Origin of the sequence: Sediminicoccus rosea, assembly GCF_033547095.1 — a bacterium.
Classification (GTDB): Bacteria; Pseudomonadota; Alphaproteobacteria; order Acetobacterales; family Acetobacteraceae; genus Roseococcus; species Roseococcus rosea.
The window spans coordinates 815,574-837,045 of sequence record NZ_CP137852.1; the positions used below are offsets into that span (position 1 = coordinate 815,574).

The 21,472-nt window shown below is 71.5% G+C and carries 8 protein-coding genes; 3 read left to right on the plus strand and 5 right to left on the minus strand.

What is annotated here, in order from left to right; genetic code table 11:
* Positions 1–25 precede the first annotated feature (25 nt).
* Positions 26–961: a LysR family transcriptional regulator gene (locus R9Z33_RS03895; protein WP_318649991.1), complete on the minus strand. Its 936-nt coding sequence runs from the start codon at positions 959–961 to the stop codon at positions 26–28.
* Positions 962–1,011: 50 nt separating this feature from the next.
* Here R9Z33_RS03895 and R9Z33_RS03900 point away from each other — a divergent pair, with 50 nt between their 5' ends.
* Entirely contained in the window at positions 1,012–3,036 is a 2,025-nt protein-coding gene (locus R9Z33_RS03900) for a transketolase family protein (RefSeq protein ID WP_318649992.1), read from the plus strand.
* 290 nt (positions 3,037–3,326) lie between these two features.
* On the plus strand, positions 3,327–10,247 hold the full coding sequence (locus tag R9Z33_RS03905; RefSeq protein ID WP_318649993.1) for an autotransporter outer membrane beta-barrel domain-containing protein: 6,921 nt from the start codon (positions 3,327–3,329) through the stop codon (positions 10,245–10,247).
* Positions 10,248–10,259: 12 nt separating this feature from the next.
* On the opposite strand, the gene R9Z33_RS03910 is transcribed toward R9Z33_RS03905, so the two are convergent.
* The 4 genes from R9Z33_RS03910 to hdhA all read right to left on the minus strand — a co-directional run bounded on the left by R9Z33_RS03910 (position 10,260) and on the right by hdhA (position 20,778).
* Complete coding sequence (locus tag R9Z33_RS03910) at positions 10,260–17,258, minus strand: autotransporter outer membrane beta-barrel domain-containing protein (protein WP_318649994.1); 6,999 nt, start codon at positions 17,256–17,258, stop codon at positions 10,260–10,262.
* A 215-nt stretch (positions 17,259–17,473) separates the two neighbouring features.
* Positions 17,474–19,210, minus strand: coding sequence for an alginate export family protein (locus tag R9Z33_RS03915; RefSeq protein ID WP_318649995.1), 1,737 nt, complete (start codon positions 19,208–19,210; stop codon positions 17,474–17,476).
* Positions 19,207–20,001 carry an SDR family oxidoreductase gene (locus R9Z33_RS03920; protein WP_318649996.1) on the minus strand — a complete coding sequence of 265 codons (795 nt, stop codon included), beginning with the start codon at positions 19,999–20,001 and terminating at the stop codon, positions 19,207–19,209. The genes R9Z33_RS03915 and R9Z33_RS03920 overlap by 4 nt, the downstream gene beginning before the upstream one ends.
* Before the next feature lie 15 nt (positions 20,002–20,016).
* Positions 20,017–20,778, minus strand: a complete 762-nt coding sequence (hdhA, locus tag R9Z33_RS03925; protein WP_318649997.1) for a 7-alpha-hydroxysteroid dehydrogenase — start codon at positions 20,776–20,778, stop codon at positions 20,017–20,019.
* On the opposite strand from hdhA, the gene R9Z33_RS03930 reads away from it, so the two are divergent.
* Positions 20,777–21,403 (plus strand): hypothetical protein, encoded by a 627-nt coding sequence (locus tag R9Z33_RS03930; RefSeq protein ID WP_318649998.1) that lies wholly within the window; start codon positions 20,777–20,779, stop codon positions 21,401–21,403. The two genes, hdhA and R9Z33_RS03930, sit on opposite strands and share 2 nt — an antisense overlap.
* The last annotated feature ends 69 nt before the right edge of the window (positions 21,404–21,472 follow it).

Sequence of the window (21,472 nt, forward strand, 5' to 3'; positions counted from 1 at the left end):
ATTCACGCCATATGGAGAGTTGAATTCATCTATTGGCGGCAGCGTCCACCCCGTCCAGGTTCAGGGGCAGCCCCAGCTCCTGGCTCATCCAGCCGAGGAAGAGCAGCATCGAGCGCGCGTAGCGCTTGGCCCGCGGGAAGACGAGCCAGTGGCCGGTATAAACCACATCCTCGCAGATGCCCTGGAGTGGGCGCACCAGGCGGCCGCTCGCCAGCTCGCGCTCGGCCAGCAGCGTGCTCTCCAGCGCGACGCCCAGGCTGTCGGCGGCGGCGCTGATGGAGATGAAGCTGCGGTCGAAGCGCGGGCCGCGTGGGGCGGGGGCGGGGAGGCCATTGGCCGCGAACCAGGCGGGCCAGCGCACGCGCTTGTTGTCGCTTTCGATCAGCGGCAGGGCGAAGAGGTCACGCGCGCTCTGGATCCGCTCCGCCATGGCGGGGGAGCAGAGGGGCGTGACCACCTCGGTCCCCAGGGGCAGGACGACGACGGCCTGGTGGCCTGTCCCGTAGCTCTCGGCGGGTGGCGCGCCATAGACGACGTCGGCGTCGAATTCATCGGCCACGAAGCGTGTGTAGTCGGTGCCGGCGGCGATGCGGATTTCCAGCCCCTCGCACTCCTCCAGGAGCCGGCCGAGGCGCGGCACCAGCCATTGCGCCGCAAAGCTCGGCGCGCTGTGCACCTTGAGCAGGTGCGGGCGGCGTGCGGCGACGCTGCCGATGCCGAGGTGCAACTCGCCGAAGCCGCGCTCGACATGGCGCATCAGCGTGTCGCCCTCGGGCGTCAGGCGGATCGAGCGGCCCTCGCGCTCGAAGAGCATGGTGCCGAGGTCCCGTTCGAGGCCGCGGATGGCGTGGCTCACGGCGCTGGGCGTCAGGCCCAGATCCTCGGCGGCGGCGCGGAAGGAGCCGGTGCGGGTCGCGGCCTCGAAGACGCGGAGCGCGGAGAGGGGCAGGTGCTGGGGCATCTGGAATGATGAACTGAGTTCAGCAACGCGTGCAATATTCTCGCTTGTGCATGAGTCGGATGCAGGGCGACATCACCCCCAACCAGGAGGAAGCCGGCATGAACAGCCCCATCGACCCGCGCCGGATGGCCCATGCCATCCGCTTCCTCGCCATGGATGCCTGTGAGCGCGTGGGCGAGGGCCATCCGGGAACGCCGCTGGGTGCGGCCGATATCTGCACCGCGCTCTTCACCCGCCACCTCAAATACAACCCGGCCGATCCGCTCTGGTTCGACCGCGACCGCTTCGTGCTGAGCGCCGGCCATGGCAGCATGCTGCTCTACGCGCTGCTGCATCTGACCGGCTATGCCGGCATGCCGGTCGAGGCGCTGCAAAGCTTCCGCGAACTCGGCTCACCCTGCGAGGGTCACCCGGAATACTGCCCGGCGCATGGCGTGGAAGTGACGACCGGGCCGCTCGGGCAGGGCATCGCCAATGCCGCCGGCATGGCGGTCGCCGAGGCCTTCCTCGCGGCACAGCTTCCCGGCGTGATCGACCATCGCAGCTACGCGCTGGTGGGCGATGGCTGCCTGCAGGAGGGCGTGGCGCATGAGGTCGCCTCGCTCGCCGGGCATCTGCGTCTCGGCAAGCTCACCTGGCTCTGGGACGACAACCGGATGACCGATGACGGCCCCATCGGCATCGCGCAGAGCGAGGATCTTCCGGCCCGCTTCCGCGCCGCTCATTGGCAGGTGCTGGAGGTGGACGGGCATGATCCGGAGGCGCTGGATGCGGCGCTCACGCTCGCCAAACGCGACCCGCGGCCCAGCTTCATCGCCTGCCGCACCGTGATCGGCCGCGGCCTGCCCGGCGTGGAGGACACGCGGGCCGCGCATTCCGGCAAGCTCACGCGGGCCATCACCGATGCGGCGCGCGCGGCGCTGGATTGGCCGCATCCGGCCTTTGTCGTGCCGCCCGACATTGCCGAAGCCTGGCGCGCGGCGGGCCGCCGCTCGGCCGCGGAATACCAGGCCTGGCAGGGTCGCGTCGCGGCCCTGCCGCCCGCGCAGCGCCGGCTGCTGGACCGCCTGCGCGAGGGGCGCCTGCCGGAGGGCTGGCAGGATGGCCTGCGCGCCTACGCCGCGCGCGCGGCCGAGGCCGGCCTGACCCAGCATGGCTGGAAGACCTGCGGCGAAATCGTCGAGATCGCCAGCGCCGCCATCCCGGAGATGCTGGCCGGCGCGCCCGACCTCGAGGCGGCGACGCAGCACAAGCGCAGCCTCTCCGCCTTCACCGCCGAGCGGCGCGACGGACGCTACCTGCATTACGGCGTGCGCGAGCATGCCATGGGCAGCATGCTGAACGGCATGGCCGCGCATGGCGGCGTGGTGCCGAGCGGCGTGACCTATCTGGTCTTCTCCGACTACGAGCGCCCGGCCTTCCGCATGGCGGCGATGATGGGCCTGCCCGTGCTCTACGCCTTCACCCATGACAGCATCGGCATCGGCCGCAACGGACCGACGCACCAGCCGGTCGAGTATCTGGCGGCGCTCCGCGCCATTCCCAACCTGCACGTCTTCCGGCCGGCGGATGCCGTCGAGGCGGCCGAGTGCTGGGAGCTCGCCATCGCGCATCGCAGCGGTCCTTCGGCGCTGATCTTCGCGCGGCAGCCGCAGCAGGGCGTGCGCCGCGAGGCGGGGGCCAACCGCAGCGAGGCCGGCGCCTATGTGCTGGCGGAAGCCGAGGGGGCGCGTGCCGCCACCATCCTCGCCACCGGCACGGAAGTGGCCTTGGCGATGCGCGCCCGCGCGATGCTGGCGGCCGAGGGCATCCAGGTGGCCGTGGTGTCCATGCCCTGCTGGTCGCTGTTCGAGCAGCAGCCGCGGGACGAGCGCGAGCGCATTCTGGGCCGCGCGCCGCGCATCGGCGTGGAGGCCGCGGTCCGGCTGGGTTGGGACCGCTGGATCGGGCCCGACGGTGTCTTCATCGGCATGAGCGGCTTCGGCGCCTCCGGGGCGGAAGAGGATCTCTGGCGCCATTTCGGCATCACGGCCGAGGCGGTCGCCGGCGCCGTCCGCATGCTGGTGGCGCGCTGACGCGCCCCGCCCTGGAGTGGCCGGAGATGTGCGGGCGCGACATCCGATGGGCAGGTGGCCGATCCGCCGGGGCTGCCAAATCCATGAAAATCGGATGTATTGGAATGGCTTGCATCCTGGAACGAAAGGGGTTGATCTAAATATCAAGAAAAGTGTCCCGGCTCCTTTCCCGGCCCCCGGCGCCGATGAGAGACGGCGGTTTGGGGAGGAAACTGGCCATGAAGATCGGATGGCAACCGCGTCCCGTGCGGTCGCATCTTCTCCGTCATCTCCTCCTGGCCAGTGCGGCCTTGTGGGTCGCGTCGCCATCGCGGGCGGTCTGGGCGCAGACGCCGAACTGCGCCATCTCCGACAATGCCTGCACCATCGCAGCGGGTAACTATACGGACGTCTATTACCTGGACGGGGTGACCAACCCGTCGCTCACCGTCACCAACAACGGCACCTTCAACGTCACGAGCACAGGCTATTTCGGCGCCCTCGCCTTCGTGCTGTCGGCCAATAGCGGCCAGACCGTCGCCAGCGGCGATGCCGGTAATGCCGGTTCGGCCGGGCCCCTCACCTTCACCAACAACGGGGCGATCACGCAGAACCTCCCGGTGCAACTCGGCTCGACCTACAGCATGGTGACGCTCTACGCGGCCTCCGTCGGCGGCAATGGTGGCAGCTATGCGGACACGGACGGCAAGGGCAATGCCGGCTATCCCGGGAATGGCGGCACGGCCACGCTGACCAACAACGCCGCCGTGCAGCTCTGGAGCTCAGGCTACTCCAGCCCGCCCGCCACCATGGTCTTCGGGGCGGCGCTGCTGGCCGACAGCCAGGCCGGCGCTGCCGGCAGCGTGGCGAACAGCTCGACGGACAGCTTCGGAAATCCGAGCTACAGCGGCGACGGCACCGCCGGTTATGGCGGGGGCGCGGCAGCCGCCAGCTTGACCAACAGCGCCGCCGTCTCGGTGGATCTTTTGGGCGGGCCCTATGTCTCGCAAGGCTTCATCGGCGCTGGCGCCCGCTCCATCGGCGGCAATGCGGGCAATGGCCCGAACGGGCCGCCCGGCGGCAATGGCGATAGCGCGGCCGTCATCAACACCGCCCATGTGAGCGTCGCCCTCGGGTGGGGGAAGAGCAGCGCCTCCGTTCCCCTGACGCCCGCGGTGACCTCCGGCGCCTTCGCCGTGCTGGCGGAAAGCCGCGGCGGCCGCGGCACCATGTCCCGCGAGTCGTCGGTCAACGGCGGCTATGGCGGCGCGGGGCAGGCCGCGAGCCTCACGGCGGGCCTGGCCGGCACGCCGGTGACGATCAGCCTGAGCACCTCCAACCCGGACAACCTGTCCACCACGCCGCTCTCGGCCGCCATCGGCGCCATCTCGCGCGGCGGCGATGGCGGGCAGGGCTACAAGAACTCGACGGGCGGCTTGGGCGGTGCCGCAGGTCAGGCAAGCGTCACCACGCTGGACGCGTTGACCATCACCGCCACCGGCGACCGCACGCTGGGCATCCTGGCGCTGTCCCACGGCGGGGCGGGGGGCAGCAGCGGGCAGGGGCAGGACGGCAGTGCCGGCGGCAATGGCGGCTCGGCCGGCGTCACCACCGACACCGCGAACTTCGCCACCATCAGCATGACCAACACCGTGGTGAGCACGGCAGGTCTGCTCTCCCCGGGCGTGATGGCCCTGGCCCAGGGCGGCGCCGGGGGAACCGGGCAGGCCGACGGCTCCGACGGCTCCGCGGGGCGCGGCGGCGGCGGCGGCAATACCGGGCCCGTCCAGGTCATCATGAGCGGGGGCTCCATCAGCGCGACGGGCTCCCAATCGGTCGGCCTCGCCGCCATCGCGCAGGGCGGGGCGGGCGCGGTCGGGGGCGATCTCAACGCTTTCGGCGGCACTGCGGGCGATGGCGGCTCGGGCGGCGGCGCCGGGCCCGTCACGGTGACCCTGCAGAACAATGCGCGGATCAGCACGAGCGGCTCGCCCTCCGGCTCCGGCGGCAATCCCGCCCATGGCCTCTATGCCGCCTCGCTCGGCGGGGCGGGCGGGGTGGGTGGGACGCTAAACTCCTCGGCCGGCGGCGCCGCTGGCGCGGGCATGTTCGGCGGCACGGCGAGCCAGGTGACGGTCACGGTCACCTCGGCGACCATCACGACCCAAGGAGCCTCGGCCAGCGCGATCGCCGCCTTCAGCATCGGCGGCAATGGCGGCTCGGCCAGCAGCGTCGGCACCTCTGGCTTCGTGGGCGTCCCGGCCACGGGCGGCAACAGCGGCAGCAGCGGCGACGTCAGCGTGACCAATGCCGGCACGCTCACCACCAATGGCAGTGCGGCGCACGGCATCTTCGCGGTCTCGCGCAGCGGCGTCAGCGGCAATGGCAGCAACGGCACGGGCTTCCTCTACGGCCCCGGGGGCGATGCGGGCACGAGCGGCACCACCGGCAACGTCACCGTGACCAACACCGGGTCCATCTCCACCTTCGGCTCCTCCTCCCTCGGCATCCTCGCGCAGTCCCTGGGCGGGGGCTCAGGGGCGGGCGGCAGCGCGGAGGGCAGCATCGTCAGCTTCGGCGGCTCGGGCACGGCGGCGGCGAATGCCGCGGCAGCCTTCGTCAACCACAATGCCGGCGGCATCACCACCTATGGCAGCTACGCGCTCGGCATCCTCGCGCAGTCGGTGGGCGGCGGCGGCGGCAATGCCGGCGATGCGAGCGGCGTCTTCGGCTCGATCGGCGGCTCGGGCGGCGGGGGCGGCGCGGGCAACACGGCGCAGGTGAGCCTGGGCGGCGGCGGCATCAACACCAGTGGCCGGCTGGCGCATGGCGTGGTCGTGCAATCCATCGGCGGCGGCGGCGGCAATGGCGGCGATGCCACGACCACCGGCACGGTCGTCACGCTCGCCATCGGCGGGACGGGCGGCAGCGGCGGCATGTCGGGCCAGGCCGTGGTGAACGCGACGGGCGGCACCATCAGCACCTGGGGCTCCAACGCGGCCGGCATCGTCGTGCAGAGCATCGGGGGCGGCGGCGGCACCGGCGGTTCGGGATACACGCTCAACGGCGGCGCCGTCTTCACGGCCGCCATCTCGATCGGCGCCACGGCCGGCTCGGGGGGTGCGGGCAACGCCGCCTCGCTCAACCTCTCGGGGCTGAACATCTCCACCGGGCAGGGCACTGTGCCCAACTCCAACCAGAACCCGGTGGATGCCTACGGCATTGTCGCGCAGAGCATTGGCGGCGGCGGCGGCCTGGGCGGCTCGGCCGCCGCGACGGCGCTGACCTTCGGCATTCCCGTGCCGGGGACGGATGCCAACACCTATGCCGGAACGGTCGCGATGGCGCTGGGCGGGGCGGGCGGCGCGGGGGGGGCGGGTGGTGCGGTCAACCTGACCATGAACGGCGGCGGCAGCGTCACCACCCAGGGCCAGGGCTCGCACGGCCTCCTGTTGCAATCCATCGGCGGTGGCGGCGGCGCGGGCGGCGATTCCTCGGCCATGGCCATGACCATCTCCTATGGCCGCGCCACCTCGGCCGCCTCCAGCGTGACGGCCAGCAACGGCTTCTCGTCGGCGATCTCGATGGCGGTCGGCGGCAACGCGGAGAACGGCGCGGGCGGCGGCAGCGTGACCGCCAATGTCGACCAGACGAACATCATGACGCTGGGCGACTATGCCAATGGCCTGGTCGCGCAGAGCATCGGCGGTGGCGGGGGCAATGCCGGCTTCGGCTCCTCCACCACCCTCGCCTTCGGCAGCACGCGCAGCGTCGATCTCTCCATCGCCCTGGGCGGGGGCGCGGGCGGCGGCGGCGCGGGTGGCGGGGTGAGCGTGACGATCGAGCCCCAGGCGGTGATCCAGACCTATGGGGCGAGCGCGATCGGCCTCGTCGCGCAGAGCATCGGCGGTGGCGGCGGCACCGCGCAGGGCGGCACGATCAACCTGGGCGCCGCCTTCGCCATCGGCAGCGGGCCGACCGTCACGCCGAGCGGCAACTTCACCGTCAACCTGGGCGCTTCGGGCGGCGCGGGCGGCGATGGCGGGGGCGTCACCATGGTGATGCAGGGCCAGGTGCGGACCAGCGGCAGCGATGCCGCCGGTGTCGTGCTGCAGAGCCTGGGCGGCGGCGGCGGCATCGGCGGCTCGGCCGGCACCGAGGCGTCGTTCGACAACCCGATCGCCATCGGCACGAAGACGCGCACCGCCATCAGCGACATCGTCGAGCGCAACCTGCCCTTGGGCTTCACCAAGACACTCAATGCCGGCAGTGGCGGTGGCCCCGGAGTGGCCGGCAACGGCTCGGGCATCAACTACAGCCAGGCCGGCGGCATCACCACGCTGGGCGACTGGTCGCACGGGGTCGTCGCACAGAGCATCGGCGGCGGCGGCGGCATGGGCGGCCTGGCCAATTCCAGTACGAGCCAGGCGGGCACAAGCTCGACCATCCGCCTCGGCAGCCAGGGCAATTCCTCCGGCAATGGCGGCAGCGTCAGCCTCACCTTCGGCACGGGTTCGAGCATCTCGACCGGGCTCGTCTCCAGCAGCAGCGTCACCGGCTACGCGGCCTTCGGCGTGCTGGCGCAGAGTATCGGCGGCGGCGGCGGCGTGGCGGCCGATGGCTCGATCTCACCGAGCGAGGATGTCGTTTACCTGGGCGCCAATGGCAGCGTGCCCTCCGGCACCACCCGGAATGGCGGCACCGTCACGATCAACGGCACGGCCAGCATCGTCACGCGCGGCGCCTTCGGCGTCGGCATGGTGCTGCAATCCATCGGCGGGGGCGGCGGCGTCGTGGGCACGGGCAATTCCCTCTCGCTCGGGCCCGGTGTGTACACCGGCTATGATCGCTTCTGGGTGGGCGGCGGCGGCGGCACCTCCGGCAATGGCGGGGGCATCAGCACCAGTTCCAGCTTCGCGGTGAACATCCAGACCTCCGGGTCCAACGCCTTCGGCATTCTCGCGCAGAGCATCGGCGGCGGCGGCGGCTTCGCCTTTTCGCCGGGGCCAGCCTATCAGGGGACCTACAGCCTGGGCCCGCTCAACAATGCGGGCGCGTCCGGCAGCGGCGGCATGATCAGCCTGACGCTCGCATCGGGCAGCATCACGACCTCCGGGCTGGGCGCGCATGCCATCGTCGCGCAGAGCATCGGCGGCGCGGGCGGCATCGCCGGCCTGCCGACGGCCGCTGCGACGCTGTCAATCACGCCGACCAACGGCTTTGCCGTGGCCAATGGCGCGGGGTGGGGCGACACGATCACCATCGCCTCCAACGCCGTGATCACCACCACGGGCGCCTTCGCCCATGGCATCCTGGCGCAGAGCATTGGCGGCGGCGGCGGGCTCTGGCTGGACGGCAGCGGGCGGGTGCTTGCGGGGACGACGGGCGTGGCAAGCTCCGGCGCCATGGGGGCCGGCGGCATCATCAACATCACGAGCACGCAGTCGATCCTGGTGACGGGTTCGAACTCGGTCGGCATCTTCGCGCAGTCCAATGGCGTCAATGGCGGCAACCAGGTCCTGATCACCGCGAATGCCAGCATTACCGGCGGGTCCGGCGCGCAGGGCATGGGGATCTGGGTGGACACGCCCATCGCGAGCAGCCTCGTCACGGTCGGGCTGGGGGCGGTTATCTCGGCCACCTCGGGCCTCGCCATCACGATGACGGCGGGCAGCGTCACGAACAACGGGATGGTCGTCGGCAGCTACACGCTGGGCAATGGCAGCTTCATCAATACCAGCGGCGCGACGCTCAACGCCGGTGCGTCGCTGGTCGCCGCACGGCTCGATAATGCCGGAACGCTGCGCGTCGCGGCGCATGTGCGGCATGGCGTCTCGCGCGTCAGCCAGGATTTCGTGCAGCAGGCCTCGGGCCGCATGCTGGTGGACGCCGATTTCGGCAACCGCCAGGCGGACATGCTGGTGGTGGCGGGCGATGCCACGCTGGCCGGGCGGATGAAGCCGCTGATCTCCTCCGTGCTGCCCAACATCGCGCTGCCCTTCATGACGGTGCAGGGCACGATCCGCGGCACGGTCGAGGCCGAGAACTCGACGCTCTTCACCTACCGGGCGGACCGCAAGGATGGCGGCTTCACCGTGACGGCGACGGCGGCCGATTTCACCCCGGTTGGCTACAATCTCAGCCGCAACGTGGCCGCCGTGGCGGGGCACATGCAGGCCGCCTGGGATGCGGGCGGCGCGGCGTTCGGCCCACTCTTCGCGCTGCTCGGCAACACGGCGGATGCCCGCGGGGCCGGCGCCTATAGCGCCGCGCTCAACCAGATCTCGCCCAATGCCAGCCTGGCGCCCGGCGCGCGCCTCGCGGCCGCCGCGCGCGGCTTCGCCAATGCAGCGATGAGCTGCCCGCAATTCGAGGGCACCACCGCCATGCTGCGCGAGGGTGAATGCGTGTGGGCGGGTTTCACCGGCCGCACCGCCTCGCAGGCCGGCAGCGAGGGGCTGTCCAGCTTCCGGGTGGACTCCAGCACCTGGCAGGTGGGCGGCCAGCGCGCGATGGGCGGCGGCTGGTTCCTGGGCGGCTCCCTCGCCTATGAGGGCACCCGCCTCACCACCACCGAGGGACTGAACAATGGCCGCGGCCAGGCAGGCTTCGCGGCGGTGACGACGAAGTACCAGACCGGGCCGTGGCTCTTCGCGGGCGCGGTGTTCGGCGGCGGCGGCGCCTTCAACGGCACGCGCACCATCACCCTGCCGGGCTTCGGCAGCGTGGCGCGCGGCAGCCCCACGCTCGCCAATGCGGGCGCCATGCTGCGCGCGACCTACACGATCGGCCGTGAGGAGATCTATCTCCGGCCCTCGTTGACGGCGAGCCTCGTCCATTCCGCATCGAGCGCCTATCGCGAGAGCGGTGCGGGCGTGCTGAACCTCGAAGTCTCGGGCGCGTCGAGCACGGTGGGCGCGCTGACGCCGGCGCTGGAGCTGGGCGGGCGCGCGAACCTGCGGGATGGCACGGTGCTGCGGCTCTACACCACGGCGGGGGTCAGCCTGCTGAGCCAGGGGCAATGGCGGCAGGACAGCCAGCTGATCGCCGCACCGGCCGGGACGGGGCGCTTCTCCACGGTGGTGCGCGCGGACCAGGTGGTGGGGCGCTTCGCCGCGGGCATGCAGGTCTTCGCGACGGACCGGCTGGAGCTGCGGCTGCAATACGAGGGCGAATACAGCCAGAACCTGACGGGCCATGGCGGCGTGGTGGCCTTCGCCTACCGGTTCTGACGCGCGCCCCCGTCAGAACGCCCAGGACAGCGCCAGCGTGCCGCCATGCCCGGTCAGGCTGTTGCTGTATTCGCCCTCGTATTGCAGGCGCAGCGACAGGTTGCGCCCGGCATAGAGCTGCGCGCCGGCCGTGACGCGGCCGACCACCCCGTCCATCCGCACCGCCGTCCGGAAGGCCGCCGCGCCCGCGGGCGCGCCCAGCAGGCGTGCCTCCTGCGTCCAGCTGTCATTGCTCGCGAAGCTCAGCCCCGCATTGGCGAAGAGCCGCAGCACGCGCTCCGGGGCGAGGGCGATGCGGCCGCCGACCTCGACCGCGGGCGTCACGCTCGCGATGGTCGCCGAGGCGCTGGAGACGTCGAGGCTGAGGGCGCCCGCCCCGCTCTCGCGATAGCCGCCGCTGCGCGCATGCACGACGCCGAGCGTGACGGAGGGGCGGAGGTAGATCTCCTCGCCCCCCATCGTGAAGGAGGCACGCAGCATCACACCCAGATTGCTCAGCCCCGGCCCGCCGCTCGCGACCGCGCCGAAGCCCGGCAGCTGGATGGTGCGGCGCGTGTCGAAAGAGCCGCCGCCGCCGAAGGCGACACCGGAGAACAGCCACGGTCCGGTCTGGTACTTCACCGTCACCGCGCCGTAGCCGGCCTCGCCCCGCCCGCTTTCCGTCTTGTCCGAGCTGGAGAGCCGCCCCGCCTCATAGGCCAGCGATCCGCCGAGGAACCACCCGCCGCCGAGTTCGCGCTGGCCGCCGACCTGCCAGGTGCTGGTGTCGACGCGGAAGCGCGAGACGCCGTCCGTCGCGCCCTGCGTCGCGGTGCGGCCCATGACGCGCGCCCAGACGCATTGGCCCTCGACCAGCATCGCGGTGGTGCCCTCGAAGGCGGGGCAGCTGAGGGCGGCATTGGCAAAGGCCTGCGCGCCGGCCACCTGCCGCGCACCGGGCGCGAAGGTGGTGTCGGGCGAGAGCTGCTGCATCTGCGTCGCATAGGGGCCCGGCCCGCCGAGGGCCGCCGTATTGCCGAACAGGGCGAAGAACGGCGCCAGCGCCAGGCTGCCGCCCGCATCCCAGGCGGATTGCAGGTGGCCCGCGACCGCGGCCTGGGCCCGGCTCAGCGGGAAGCCCGCGGGCGTGAAATCGGCCGAGGTCACCTTGACCGAGTAGATGCGGTTGGCCTCGGTGATGCCGTAGCCGAAGACCGGCGTGGCCTCGCCCGTCAGCATGCCCGCGGCGTTGCCGCCCACGGTCAGAAAGGGCAGCGCGATGTCGGGCAGCGCCGTGGCCAGCAGCGGGCGCACCCGCCCGTCGAGTGTGGCCGCGCCCGCGACCTCCAGCCGGGCGGCGCGGCGCCCGGCGAAATCGGCCTGGACCGCCATCACGCCGGCCGGCGTCTGGATGAAGGCATCCGAAACGCGCGAAACGCCATAGGGCGACAGCGCCGCGACGCGCAGCGTGCCGGCATTCACCAGGCTGGCCGCGACCAGCGAATCCCCCGCGTTCAGCGTGCCGTAGTTGGTGAAGCCGCTCGGCGCATTGTAGGATCCGGTGACGGTGCCCTCGTTCACCACGCCACCCTGCGTCATCGAGATCGCGACGCCTGAGAGGGCGGAGACGCTGCCCGTCGAGGTGACGGTGACGAGGCTCGAATAGTCGTAGCTGTCGACCCAGATTCCGCGCCCCTGCGAACCCGATCCACCCTGGATGGCAGCCGACACGGTGACATTGACCACCGAGCTCAGAGCGAGGCTGGCGCCGGCACTCTGCGCGAAGATTCCGACCGAATTGGCGCCTGTCGCGCTGATCGGCGCGGATTGGGTCACCGTCACGATCCCGCCCGGGGCATTGGGCGGGCCGCCATTCGTCATGGCGGCGGAACTCGTCCCCGCCACGATCGTCGATCCCTGCACCAGCAGCCCGCCGCCGCTGCCGACGCTCTGCGCCAGGATGCCGTAGGCGAAGTCGCCCGTGGTGGTGATCGGCGACGAGGAGTTGATCGTCACCGTGCCACCATTTCCGGCCGGCGCGTAGGTTGAGGTGGGGCCGTGCATGCCGGAGGTGACGAGCGTCGGGGTGATGCCGGGGGCCGGCACGCCGGCGATGCCACCGCCGCCGCCGATGGATTGTGCCACGATGCCATGCGCCCCGAAGCCACTGGTGCGGATCGAGCCGCCGCTCAGCGACAAGAGCATGCTGTTCCCATTACCGACCGCCTGGCCGTAGCTGACGTTCTGCGCGCCGATCGCAGTCGTCGTCGTGGTCGTGATGTTGGAACTGAACGCGAAGCCGCCGCCGCCGCCAACGCTTTGCGCCAGGATGCCATAGGCATTGGCGCCGGCCGTGCTGATGGTGAGCGCGGCATTCTGGATGATGACTTCGGCCCCGTTGCCGCCCGCGCCATTGGCCGCACCGACCGTGATGGAAGTGGAGCCGCTGACCGGCCCCAGCCCGTCCGTGAAGGAGGACCCGTTGCCGGCGAGTCCGCCGCCACCACCGATGGACTGCAGCACCACGCCCACTGCGACGTCTCCGAGCGTCGTGATGGAGGTGGTGCCGCCCAGGTTGATGGAGTTGGCTTGCCCCCCATTGCCGCCGATCCCGGCGAAGGTCGCACCGAGCCGCATCGTGCCGGTGGACGCCATGTTGCCATCCACCCCGACGCCGCCGCCGCCGCCGACGCTCTGCGCCAGCACGCCGAAGGCGCCGTAGCCGGTAACACCGTTCGCTGTGTTCGCTCCGGTCGAGATGCTGCTGCCCGATGCGAAGGTAATGCCGATATAGCCGCCGAGGCCACCGGGCCCGCCCGCGCCGCCAACCGCGATTTCGGTGGAGAGGCCGAGCCCGCTTCCGGCAGAGGTCGCGACACCACCCTTGCCGCCACCGCCACCGATGCCCTGGAGCAGGACACCGTGGGACCAGTCCCCCTGCGTCGTGATGCTGCCGGACTGGCTGTAGGAGATCAGATTGGAACTGCCGCCCGCGCCGCCCGATCCACCGACGGTGACGCTGCCCGTCAGGCCGAAGGTGATGTCCTTGATCCAGATCTCCGTGATCGTCTCGCGGATGCCGGTCAGCGGGTTGATCGGATTGTCGGAGGATGCGTCCGCGCCAGCGGCGCCGCCTGTGCCGCCGCCGCCACCGATGGATTGCAGCACGACGCCTTGCGCATCGCCCCCGGCGGTGCGGACCTGCCCTGAGATTGTCGCCGTGACCGGCGACGCGGAGCCACCGGTTGCGCCGGTCGCGCCCAACTGGACGTTGAGATAACCTTGAGGGGTTACGCTCGGGCTTTGGCCGAGCGAATAGGCGCCGCCGAAGCTGAATCCGCCGCCCTGGGCCGTGCCGCCACCGCCGCCGATGCTCTGTCCGACGATCCCGATCGCGCCGGAGCCGTAGGTCTGGATCACGGAGTTCGCTTCATGCGTGACGGTAACGGAGCCGCCCTGGCCGCCGGACCCGCCCGTGCCGCCCAGGTTGAGCCCGAGCTTGACCTCGCGCGAATTGCCGAAATTCAGCGTGTTGGAGGAGCCGACGCCGCCATTGCCGCCGCCGCCGCCGATGCTCTGCGCGACGACCGCGTTGGCATAGTCGCCATAGGTCGTGACGGTCGCGCCACTGAGCGTGACGTTCACCGGACCGCCATTGCCCCCATCGCCGCCGCTGCCGCCGAGCGCTACGGAGGCCTGCAGGTTCCACATGGATGCGCCTTCGGAACTGCTCGATGCGCGGCTGTACGAGATCGTCGCCGCGAGCGCCGAGGAATCGCCGCCGGCGCCGCCGCCGCCGCCGATCGATTGCAGCAGCAAGCCGTGCGAGCCCTGCCCCTGCGTAGCGATGGTCGCATTGTCGTTCAGGGTGGCGGAGACATTCCCCCCATTGCCGCCCGATCCGCCGCTGCCGCCCATGGCGAAGGACAGGGCACCGGTATAGCTGTTCCCGGTTTCCGGGTTCGGCAGGCCGACCGCGACTGCGCGGGCCGTCGCCGAGCCGGCCAAGCCGCCACCGCCGCCCAGCGACTGCGCGACGATCCCGTAGGAATCCACCGGGTTCGTGTTGGTGCCGGAGATCACGGACTTGCCGGTGGTAATCGCGGTGCCTGACAGCGTCAGCGTCACGCCCCCCGGCGTCCCGCCGCTGCCGCCCGACCCGCCCATGGCGACGGCCACCGAAAGCTCCGTGGAGCCCGTTGTCGAATAGGCCGATCCGCCCGCGCCGCCGCCCCCGCCGATGGACTGCGCGACGATGCCAGCGGCGTTCGTGTTGAGGGTGCCGATACTGCCGCCCGTGGCGGTCACCGTGACCGCCCCGGCGCCACCACCGTCGCCGCCAGATCCGCCATAGCTCATCGTCACCAGCGTGCCGGCCGAGGTCGCATTCCCGCCGGTGCCGCCGCCGCCGCCGATGCTCTGCGCGACCAGGCCGTGCGCCAGGTTCCCCTGCGTCGCGATCGTGCCGGCCGACAGCGTCGCCGTGACCGTCGTGGCGCTGCCGCCCCCGCCCCCAGACCCGCCGAAGGAGCCGATCACCTCATTCGAGTCGCCGCCATTGCCGCCGCCGCCGCCGATGCTCTGCACCAGGATGCCGAAGGAGGACTGGCCGGCCGTGCTGATCCTGCTGGAGTGGGTGACGCTCGCCGTGTTGCCGCTGGCCGCCGCGGGGGCGGAGCCGCCGACTCCGAAGAAGCCGCCATCGGTCGCGCCCGCCGTGCCGGTGCCGCCGCCGATCGACTGGGCCTGGATGCCGATGGCGTTCTGGCCCTGCGTCGTGATGCTGCCGCGGTTCGTGACGCTGACCGGGCCGACGGTGCCGCTCGCGCCCGCCGAACCCGCGGGGCCATAGATGATCCCGGCGCCATTGCCGCCCGATCCGCTGGTGCCGGTGATGGAGAGCGCCATGATCCCATGCGCGCCTTGCCCCGTGGTGGTGATGGTCGCGGCGCTCTCGACCGTCACGGTGCCGCTGTTGCCGCCAGCGCCGCCATTGCCGGGATTGGTCGCGATGCCGCCTGACGAATTGTACTCGCTGCCCGACCCGCCGCCGCCGCCGACGCTGCGGGCGATGACGCCAATCGCGCCGCTCCCGGTCGTTGCGACGCTGACGCGGGGGCCGAGCTGGATGGTGACAGCTTCCGCGCTGCCGCCCGCGCCGCCATCGCCGACCGCGCCGCCCAGATCCACATTGATCGCACCGCCCGTGCCGCCCATCCCGCCAATGGAGGCCGCACTGACGCCGAAGGCAGCTGTCCCGTCCGAGGCCTGCCCGCCGGCGGTCGAGATCACGACATCGCCCAGAATGCGCACGAAGACGGAGCTGGCCGTCCCGCCGGCGCCGCCCGTGCCGGAATCGCCCTCGCCGGATGCGAGGTTGCCGCCATTCCCGCCGGTGCCGCCGCGCGACAGCCCGAGGATGGCAGGCGAGCCGCTGCCGGTGGTCGTAACGCCGCCGCCCAGCATCTCGACGCGGACTGCGCCACCCGCGCCACCCGCACCGCCCATGCCCGCCGTCGTGCCGGGCTCGAGAGCCTGGGTGTAGTCCTGACCGGTGCCGCCGGCGCCGCCTTGCGCGATCGCGGCGACGCCGGCCGCGAGGCTGCCGCTCGTGGTGACGCGCGTCTCGGCGAGGCGCGCGATGGCGATGTCCGGCGCCGAGCTGGTGGTCACGACGCTGGAGGCGCCGCCAGGCCCGGCACGGCTGTGATCCTGGCCGATGCCGCTATTGCCGCCGCTGCCGCCCTGCGACAGCGCCAGCAGGCCGAGCACGCCATTGCCGCTCGCGGTGATGTTGGCGAAGCGCGCGCTGGCCTCGGCCGCACCCGCATTGCCGCCTGAGCCGCCGGTGGACGAGTCGTAGCCGGCGCCGCCATTGCCGCCGAGCGCGAGTGCGCCGACGGCGGCGGAGCGCGTGCCCTGCGGCGCCGTGCCGAACCCGCTGGCCGAGATCGTGACCGGGGCGTCCTGGCTGCCGGTCACCGTGGCGAAGGCCGCACCGGTCGAGCCGCCCGGGCCGCCATTGTTGCCGCTGTTGACCGACATGGTGCCGTTGCCACCCTGGCTCAGCGCCAGCACGCCGAAGAGGCCGGTGGGCGTGCCGAGTGGCGGGGTGCCGGAGGGCGTGATCCATGTGGCGGCGACCGTGACCGGTGCGGTCGTCGTGACCTCCACCTGTGTCGCCGATCCGCCGGCCTGGCCATTGTTGCCAGTGCCGGCATTGCCGCCGAGGCTGCGCCCGGCCATCGCCCAGTAGCCCTGCATGACGTTCGGCGTGAAGACGCTGATGGCGCCGCTGTTGGTCAGCGTGACGGCCCCGGCACTGGCGCCGTTCGTGCCGGTCTGGCTGCCATATTGCGGATTGCCGTTCTGGTCCGGCCCGCGCGACGTCACATTGCCGCCCTGGCCGCCCAGGCTTTCGGCCAGCAGCCCGGCCCCGCCGAACATCAGGCCCGCAGCAACGCCCCCGACCGAAGAGCTGGTTGCAAACTGGATCGGTCCGGCATTGGTCACATTGACCGTCGAGCCGGTCTGTGCGGCGCCTGCGCTGTGGTTGGTGTCGGTATTGGTGTAGTTGCCGCCATTGCCGCCCTGCGAGGCGGAGCGGAGGACGAAGGCGGTGAATGGCGTATTGGTGTCGGTCAGCAGCGTCTGGGACAGGGAACCGCTGTTGTTGAACTGCACCGGGCCGGCCGGGCTGCCATTCTGGCCATTGCCCGTCGAACTGCTTGTGCCGTTGATCGCGACCAGGCTGAATTCGAGCGCGCCGGCGAAGCCCCCACCCCCGCTTGGGGTCGAGATGACGAAGTTTCCGGTGCTGCTCCCGGAGTAGGTCAAGTTGCTCGCGATCTGCACCTGCAGCGGCGCGTTGAAGTTGCCGGGCGAGACGGTGCAGACATAGGTGCCGCTCTGCGTGGTGGATGCCGCGCAGGAATAGGTCGCGGTCTGTGACGAGGCGGAACCCGCGGGCACCAGCAGCCCCGCGACGGCGAAGGCCATACCGAAGCCGGGCACCAGATGACTACGCGGCATGATCTCGGCTCCGACGCGACCGGCACACATTAATTAACATGGTATCGCTTGCATCTGACCTTGGCCAGACGAAGCAGGCCGGCAGGCCTGGGGTCAAGCCGCGGCATTGGCTGCACCGGCCGAAGCCTGCCACCGCGGCCAGCCTGATCTGCACGGGGAGCGCCGCAGCCCCACGGATGATCAGGGGCCGTTGAACCCCGCCGGCATCATGGGACTCAGAAGGTCCAGAACAGCTGCGCCTGCAGCGTCGTCCAATTGGCCGCGCCGCCGCCCGCCGCGCGGATCGCCTCGCCCGGCTGGGCCAGACCGGCGACCCCCAGGAAGAACAGCCGCTCATTCAGCGGCATGCGCAGCACCGCCTGCCATTCCTGCCCGAGATCGCGCGAGCTGAGCTGCGCGAGGCGCGGATTGCCGCCGAGGTTGTTCAACTCCATCGCGCGGTTCAGATACCAGTCGAGCGTGAGGTTGGTGCCCTCGCGCGGGCTGACGTTCAGCCGCACCCGGTGCACGGCGCGGTTGGACTGCGTCAGCAGCTTGCCCATGGTGATGCCCTGCAGCCATTCGTCGAGACCGCCGGAGTAGAGCGTGTCGAACCGTTCGTAACGGGCGGTGGCCGGATTGTCCCCGGTGAAGGCCGCGTACCGATAGGAGAGGCTGGGCTGCCAGGGCAGGTCGCGCGCGAGGAAGCCCAGCTGCCCATAGCCGCCCCAGGCCGACATCGGGAAATTCTGGTTGGACTGGTGCGCCAGCGCCCCCTCGATCCAGAGGCCCGGCGCCACGGCCGGGTCGGCCCAGCGGCCGCGCGCGGCGAGCGTGAGCAGCCCCTCGCGCCCGCCCGGGGCGGGCGCGTTCGGCACCGCGTAACTGGTGTTGGACATGGGCACGTAGATGACATTCGCCGCCGCATGGCTGTGCGCGTCGAAATTCCAGCGCAGGCTGCCGCCGACCAATTGCGTGCGGGAGAGAATCTCCCCCGTCCGGTTGGGCTCGAGCCAGAAGCCATTGAACACCCAGTTGCCGGCGCGGGCGCTGACGAGGCCGGCGAGGTCGGCCGCGGTGCGTGGCGAGAGATAGACGCCGGGCAGCCAGCCCGCATTCAGCCGCTGGGTGAAGCGCGCGATGAGGAAGCCGTCCTCCAGCGTGAAGGCCTGCCTGCCAACAGAGGCGTTGACGCGAAGGTCACTCTCCAGGGGCGCATAGATCACGCCGGCATAGGCGCGGTTGAGTTCGTTGGTGGAGCGCGTGTCGTCGCGGAAGATGTCCTGCCCGGCGCTGATGGCGCCAAGGCCAGTGAGCGCGCCGTAGAGGTAGAAGGGGCTCTCGCGCAGGCGCGTGGCGCCGCCGATCCCGTATTCCGCATAGGCTTCGCCCCAGCCGGCCCGCGCGCCGGTGCCCACGCCCTGCGGCGGGTTCAGTGCGAGCGGGCTGCCGCGCGTGAAGACGGCGGGGCGGCCGAACCAGGGATGGCCGTCGGTGAAGACGCCGAGGCCGCCATTGGCGATGAAGGTCACCAGGCTGCGCTCGTCACGCCAGATGGTCGGGAAGGCGCGGATGCCCTGCTCGGCCAGGATGCCCGACGGCCCAACCGCCCCAGGGGCCAGGCGCAGCACGACGGTAAGGCTGCGCCCCGCGCCATCCAGCGCGAGGCGATAGGTGGCGCCACCCAGGCCCGGCAGCGCCCGCACGCGGCTGAGTGCCGCCTCGACCAGGATCGCCTCGAAGCCCGAGCCGGGGGTGAGCCCGAAGGCGCGGCGCGCGGCGGCCTCGGTCACGGCGGCGACGGGCGCGCCGCCCGGACCTTCCACCGTGACCGCCGCGATGGTCGAGCCCTCGGCCAGCGCGGGCTGGTCCGCCGTGCCGGGGCCGCCGAGGCCCGTCGCATTGCCCGCCATCTGCGCGCGGGCGGGCCCGGCCAGCGCGAGCAGCGCGAGGAGGAGAAGCGCCCGCCTCAATGCCCGAAGAGGCGCACCACGCTGCCGCCGCCATGGACGTTGATGGTCTGCCCGCTGATCCAGCTTCCGGCGGGCGAGGCGAGCCAGAGCATGGCATGCGCCACATCCTCGGGCCGGCCGGGGCGGCCGGTCAGCGTGTCGGGGTGCATCATCCGCTCCTGCGTCGCCGCATCGATGCCGGCCGCCGCATAGCCCTCGGTGATCACGGTGCCGATCAGCACCGAGTTCACGCGCACCCTCTTCGCCAGCGCATGGGCGAGGCTCACCATCATCTGGTTCAGCGCCGCCTTGGCCGTGGCATAGGCCAGGATGTCGTAGGCCGGGACGGCGGAGGAGAAGCTGCCCGAATTGATCACCGCCGGGTTCTGCGCCTGCAGCAGATGCGGCACGCAGGCCGCCGTCATGCGATAGGCGCTGATGGTGTTCAGCCTGTAGCTGTCCAGCATCTGCTGCTCCGTCACGGCCAGCGGGTCGGTATTCACGCCGCCCCAGCCGACATTGTTCACGAGCGTCGAGAGGCCGCCGAAGGCCGCGACGGCGGCGGCGACCACGGCCTGGATGTCGCCCTCCTGCGTCACGTCGCAGGCCATGCCGCGCACGTCGCGGCCGGTCTCGGCGGCGATGGCGGCGGCGGTGGCTGCGGCCTTCGCGCCGTCGAGATCGGCGATCATCACGCGCGCACCGGCGCCGGCGAAGGCGCGCGCGATGCCGGCGCCGATATTCTGCGCGCCGCCGGTGACGATGGCGGCGTGGCCCTCCATCCGGAAGGCGGCGAGCGGGTCATAGGTCATGGTCGTTGCTCCCTGTCAGTCCAGTTCCTGCACGCCGCCGCCGCTGACGGTGAGCACCTGGCCGCTGATCCATGTCGCCAGCGGCGAGCAGAGGAACAGCACCGCATGGGCGATGTCCTCCGCCGCGCCGAGGCGGCCGAGCGGCGTGTGCTTCAACATCGCGGCCTCGATGGCGGGCGTGAGCACGCTCGCCAGTGCCTGCGTCTTGATGGCGCCGGGTGCCACGGCGTTCACGCGGATGCCCATGGGGCCGAGGTCGAAGGCGATATTGCGCGTCAGGTGATTGGCCGCCGCCTTGGAGGAGGCGTAGGACGCCATGCGCTTGTTGGTGTTCTCGCCCGCCATGGAGGAGATGTTGACGATGGCGCCGCCGCCGGCGGCCCGCATGTGCGGCGCGGCCAGCTGGCAGAGGCGGAAGACCGAATAGACGTTGAGGCGGTAGGCCCATTCGAAGTCGGCCATGGGCATGTCGAAGGGCTTGGGCCCGCCGCCGCCCGCATTGTTCACCAGGATATCGAGCCGGCCGAAGCGCGCGGTCGCCACCGCGACGAGCGCGGCCAGCGCCGCCTCCTCCGTCACGTCGCAGGCCTGCGCCAGCGCCTCGCCACCCGCCCTGCGGATGCCCTCAGCAGCGGCCTCGGCGCTGGCGGCGTCACGGTCGCTCACGACGATGTGCGCGCCGGCCCGTGCCAGCGTCTCGGCCGAGGCACGGCCGATCCCGGCCCCCGCGCCCGTCACGATCGCCACCTGGCCGGACAGGCTGATCTCCACGCCCATGATGATGTTCCTCCCCTGTGCCGGATCGGCTTGCCGGCTGAATGACATGCTCGCAAGAATGAAGGTGCCCATTCTGGGCATGGCCCAGGGAGCCACCCCCATGACGCGACGCATGCCCCCGCCCCCCGAGGCGCAACCCTCCGCGGAGCAGGCGTTCGAGCGCGCCTACGCGGCGCGCTTCGCCGAGTATCACCTGGCCTGGTCGGTCTTCTTCGTGGGCCACATGGCCGATCTCCGCACCCATTTCGACGATCTCGAGGATGCGCTGCTGCTGGCCGCATTCGGCCTTGGTCCCCTTGCGGAGAAGCTTCGACGCTCGCGCCGCGAAGGCGACGCGGAGGGGCTGATCTATGGCAAGCGCCCGGCGAGCGAGGGCTGGACCAATGCCCGGCGGCTGGCGGAGGTCACCGGCATCCCGCGGGAGACGGTGCGGCGCAAGCTCGAGCGCTTCCGGCGCCGCGGGTGGGTGGAACAGACGGACGACCGGTCCTGGCGGATGGCTCTGCTGCCCGATGGCAGCGCTCCCCTCGCCGCCGACATGAAGGCCGCCAACGCCGAGTTCGTGGCGCGGCTGGCGCGGCTCATGGCGGAGTTCAAGCGCATCGAAGGCGCCGGGCCGGGATAGGCCGGAGCGCGGCAGCCTTCGGCGGAACGGGGCTCCCGGCTTCGCCTGTCAGCTTCCTGTCAGGTTCAT

Excerpts from the sequence above, each read along its gene's own strand:
- R9Z33_RS03895 (WP_318649991.1), bottom strand. The coding sequence starts at position 961 with ATGCCCCAGCACCTGCCCCTCTCCGCGCTCCGCGTCTTCGAGGCCGCG.
- R9Z33_RS03900 (WP_318649992.1), top strand. The coding sequence starts at position 1,012 with ATGAGTCGGATGCAGGGCGACATCACCCCCAACCAGGAGGAAGCCGGC.
- R9Z33_RS03910 (WP_318649994.1), bottom strand. The coding sequence starts at position 17,258 with ATGCCGCGTAGTCATCTGGTGCCCGGCTTCGGTATGGCCTTCGCCGTC.
- R9Z33_RS03920 (WP_318649996.1), bottom strand. The coding sequence starts at position 20,001 with ATGACCTATGACCCGCTCGCCGCCTTCCGGATGGAGGGCCACGCCGCC.
- R9Z33_RS03930 (WP_318649998.1), top strand. The coding sequence starts at position 20,777 with ATGATGATGTTCCTCCCCTGTGCCGGATCGGCTTGCCGGCTGAATGAC.
- hdhA (WP_318649997.1), bottom strand. The coding sequence starts at position 20,778 with ATGGGCGTGGAGATCAGCCTGTCCGGCCAGGTGGCGATCGTGACGGGC.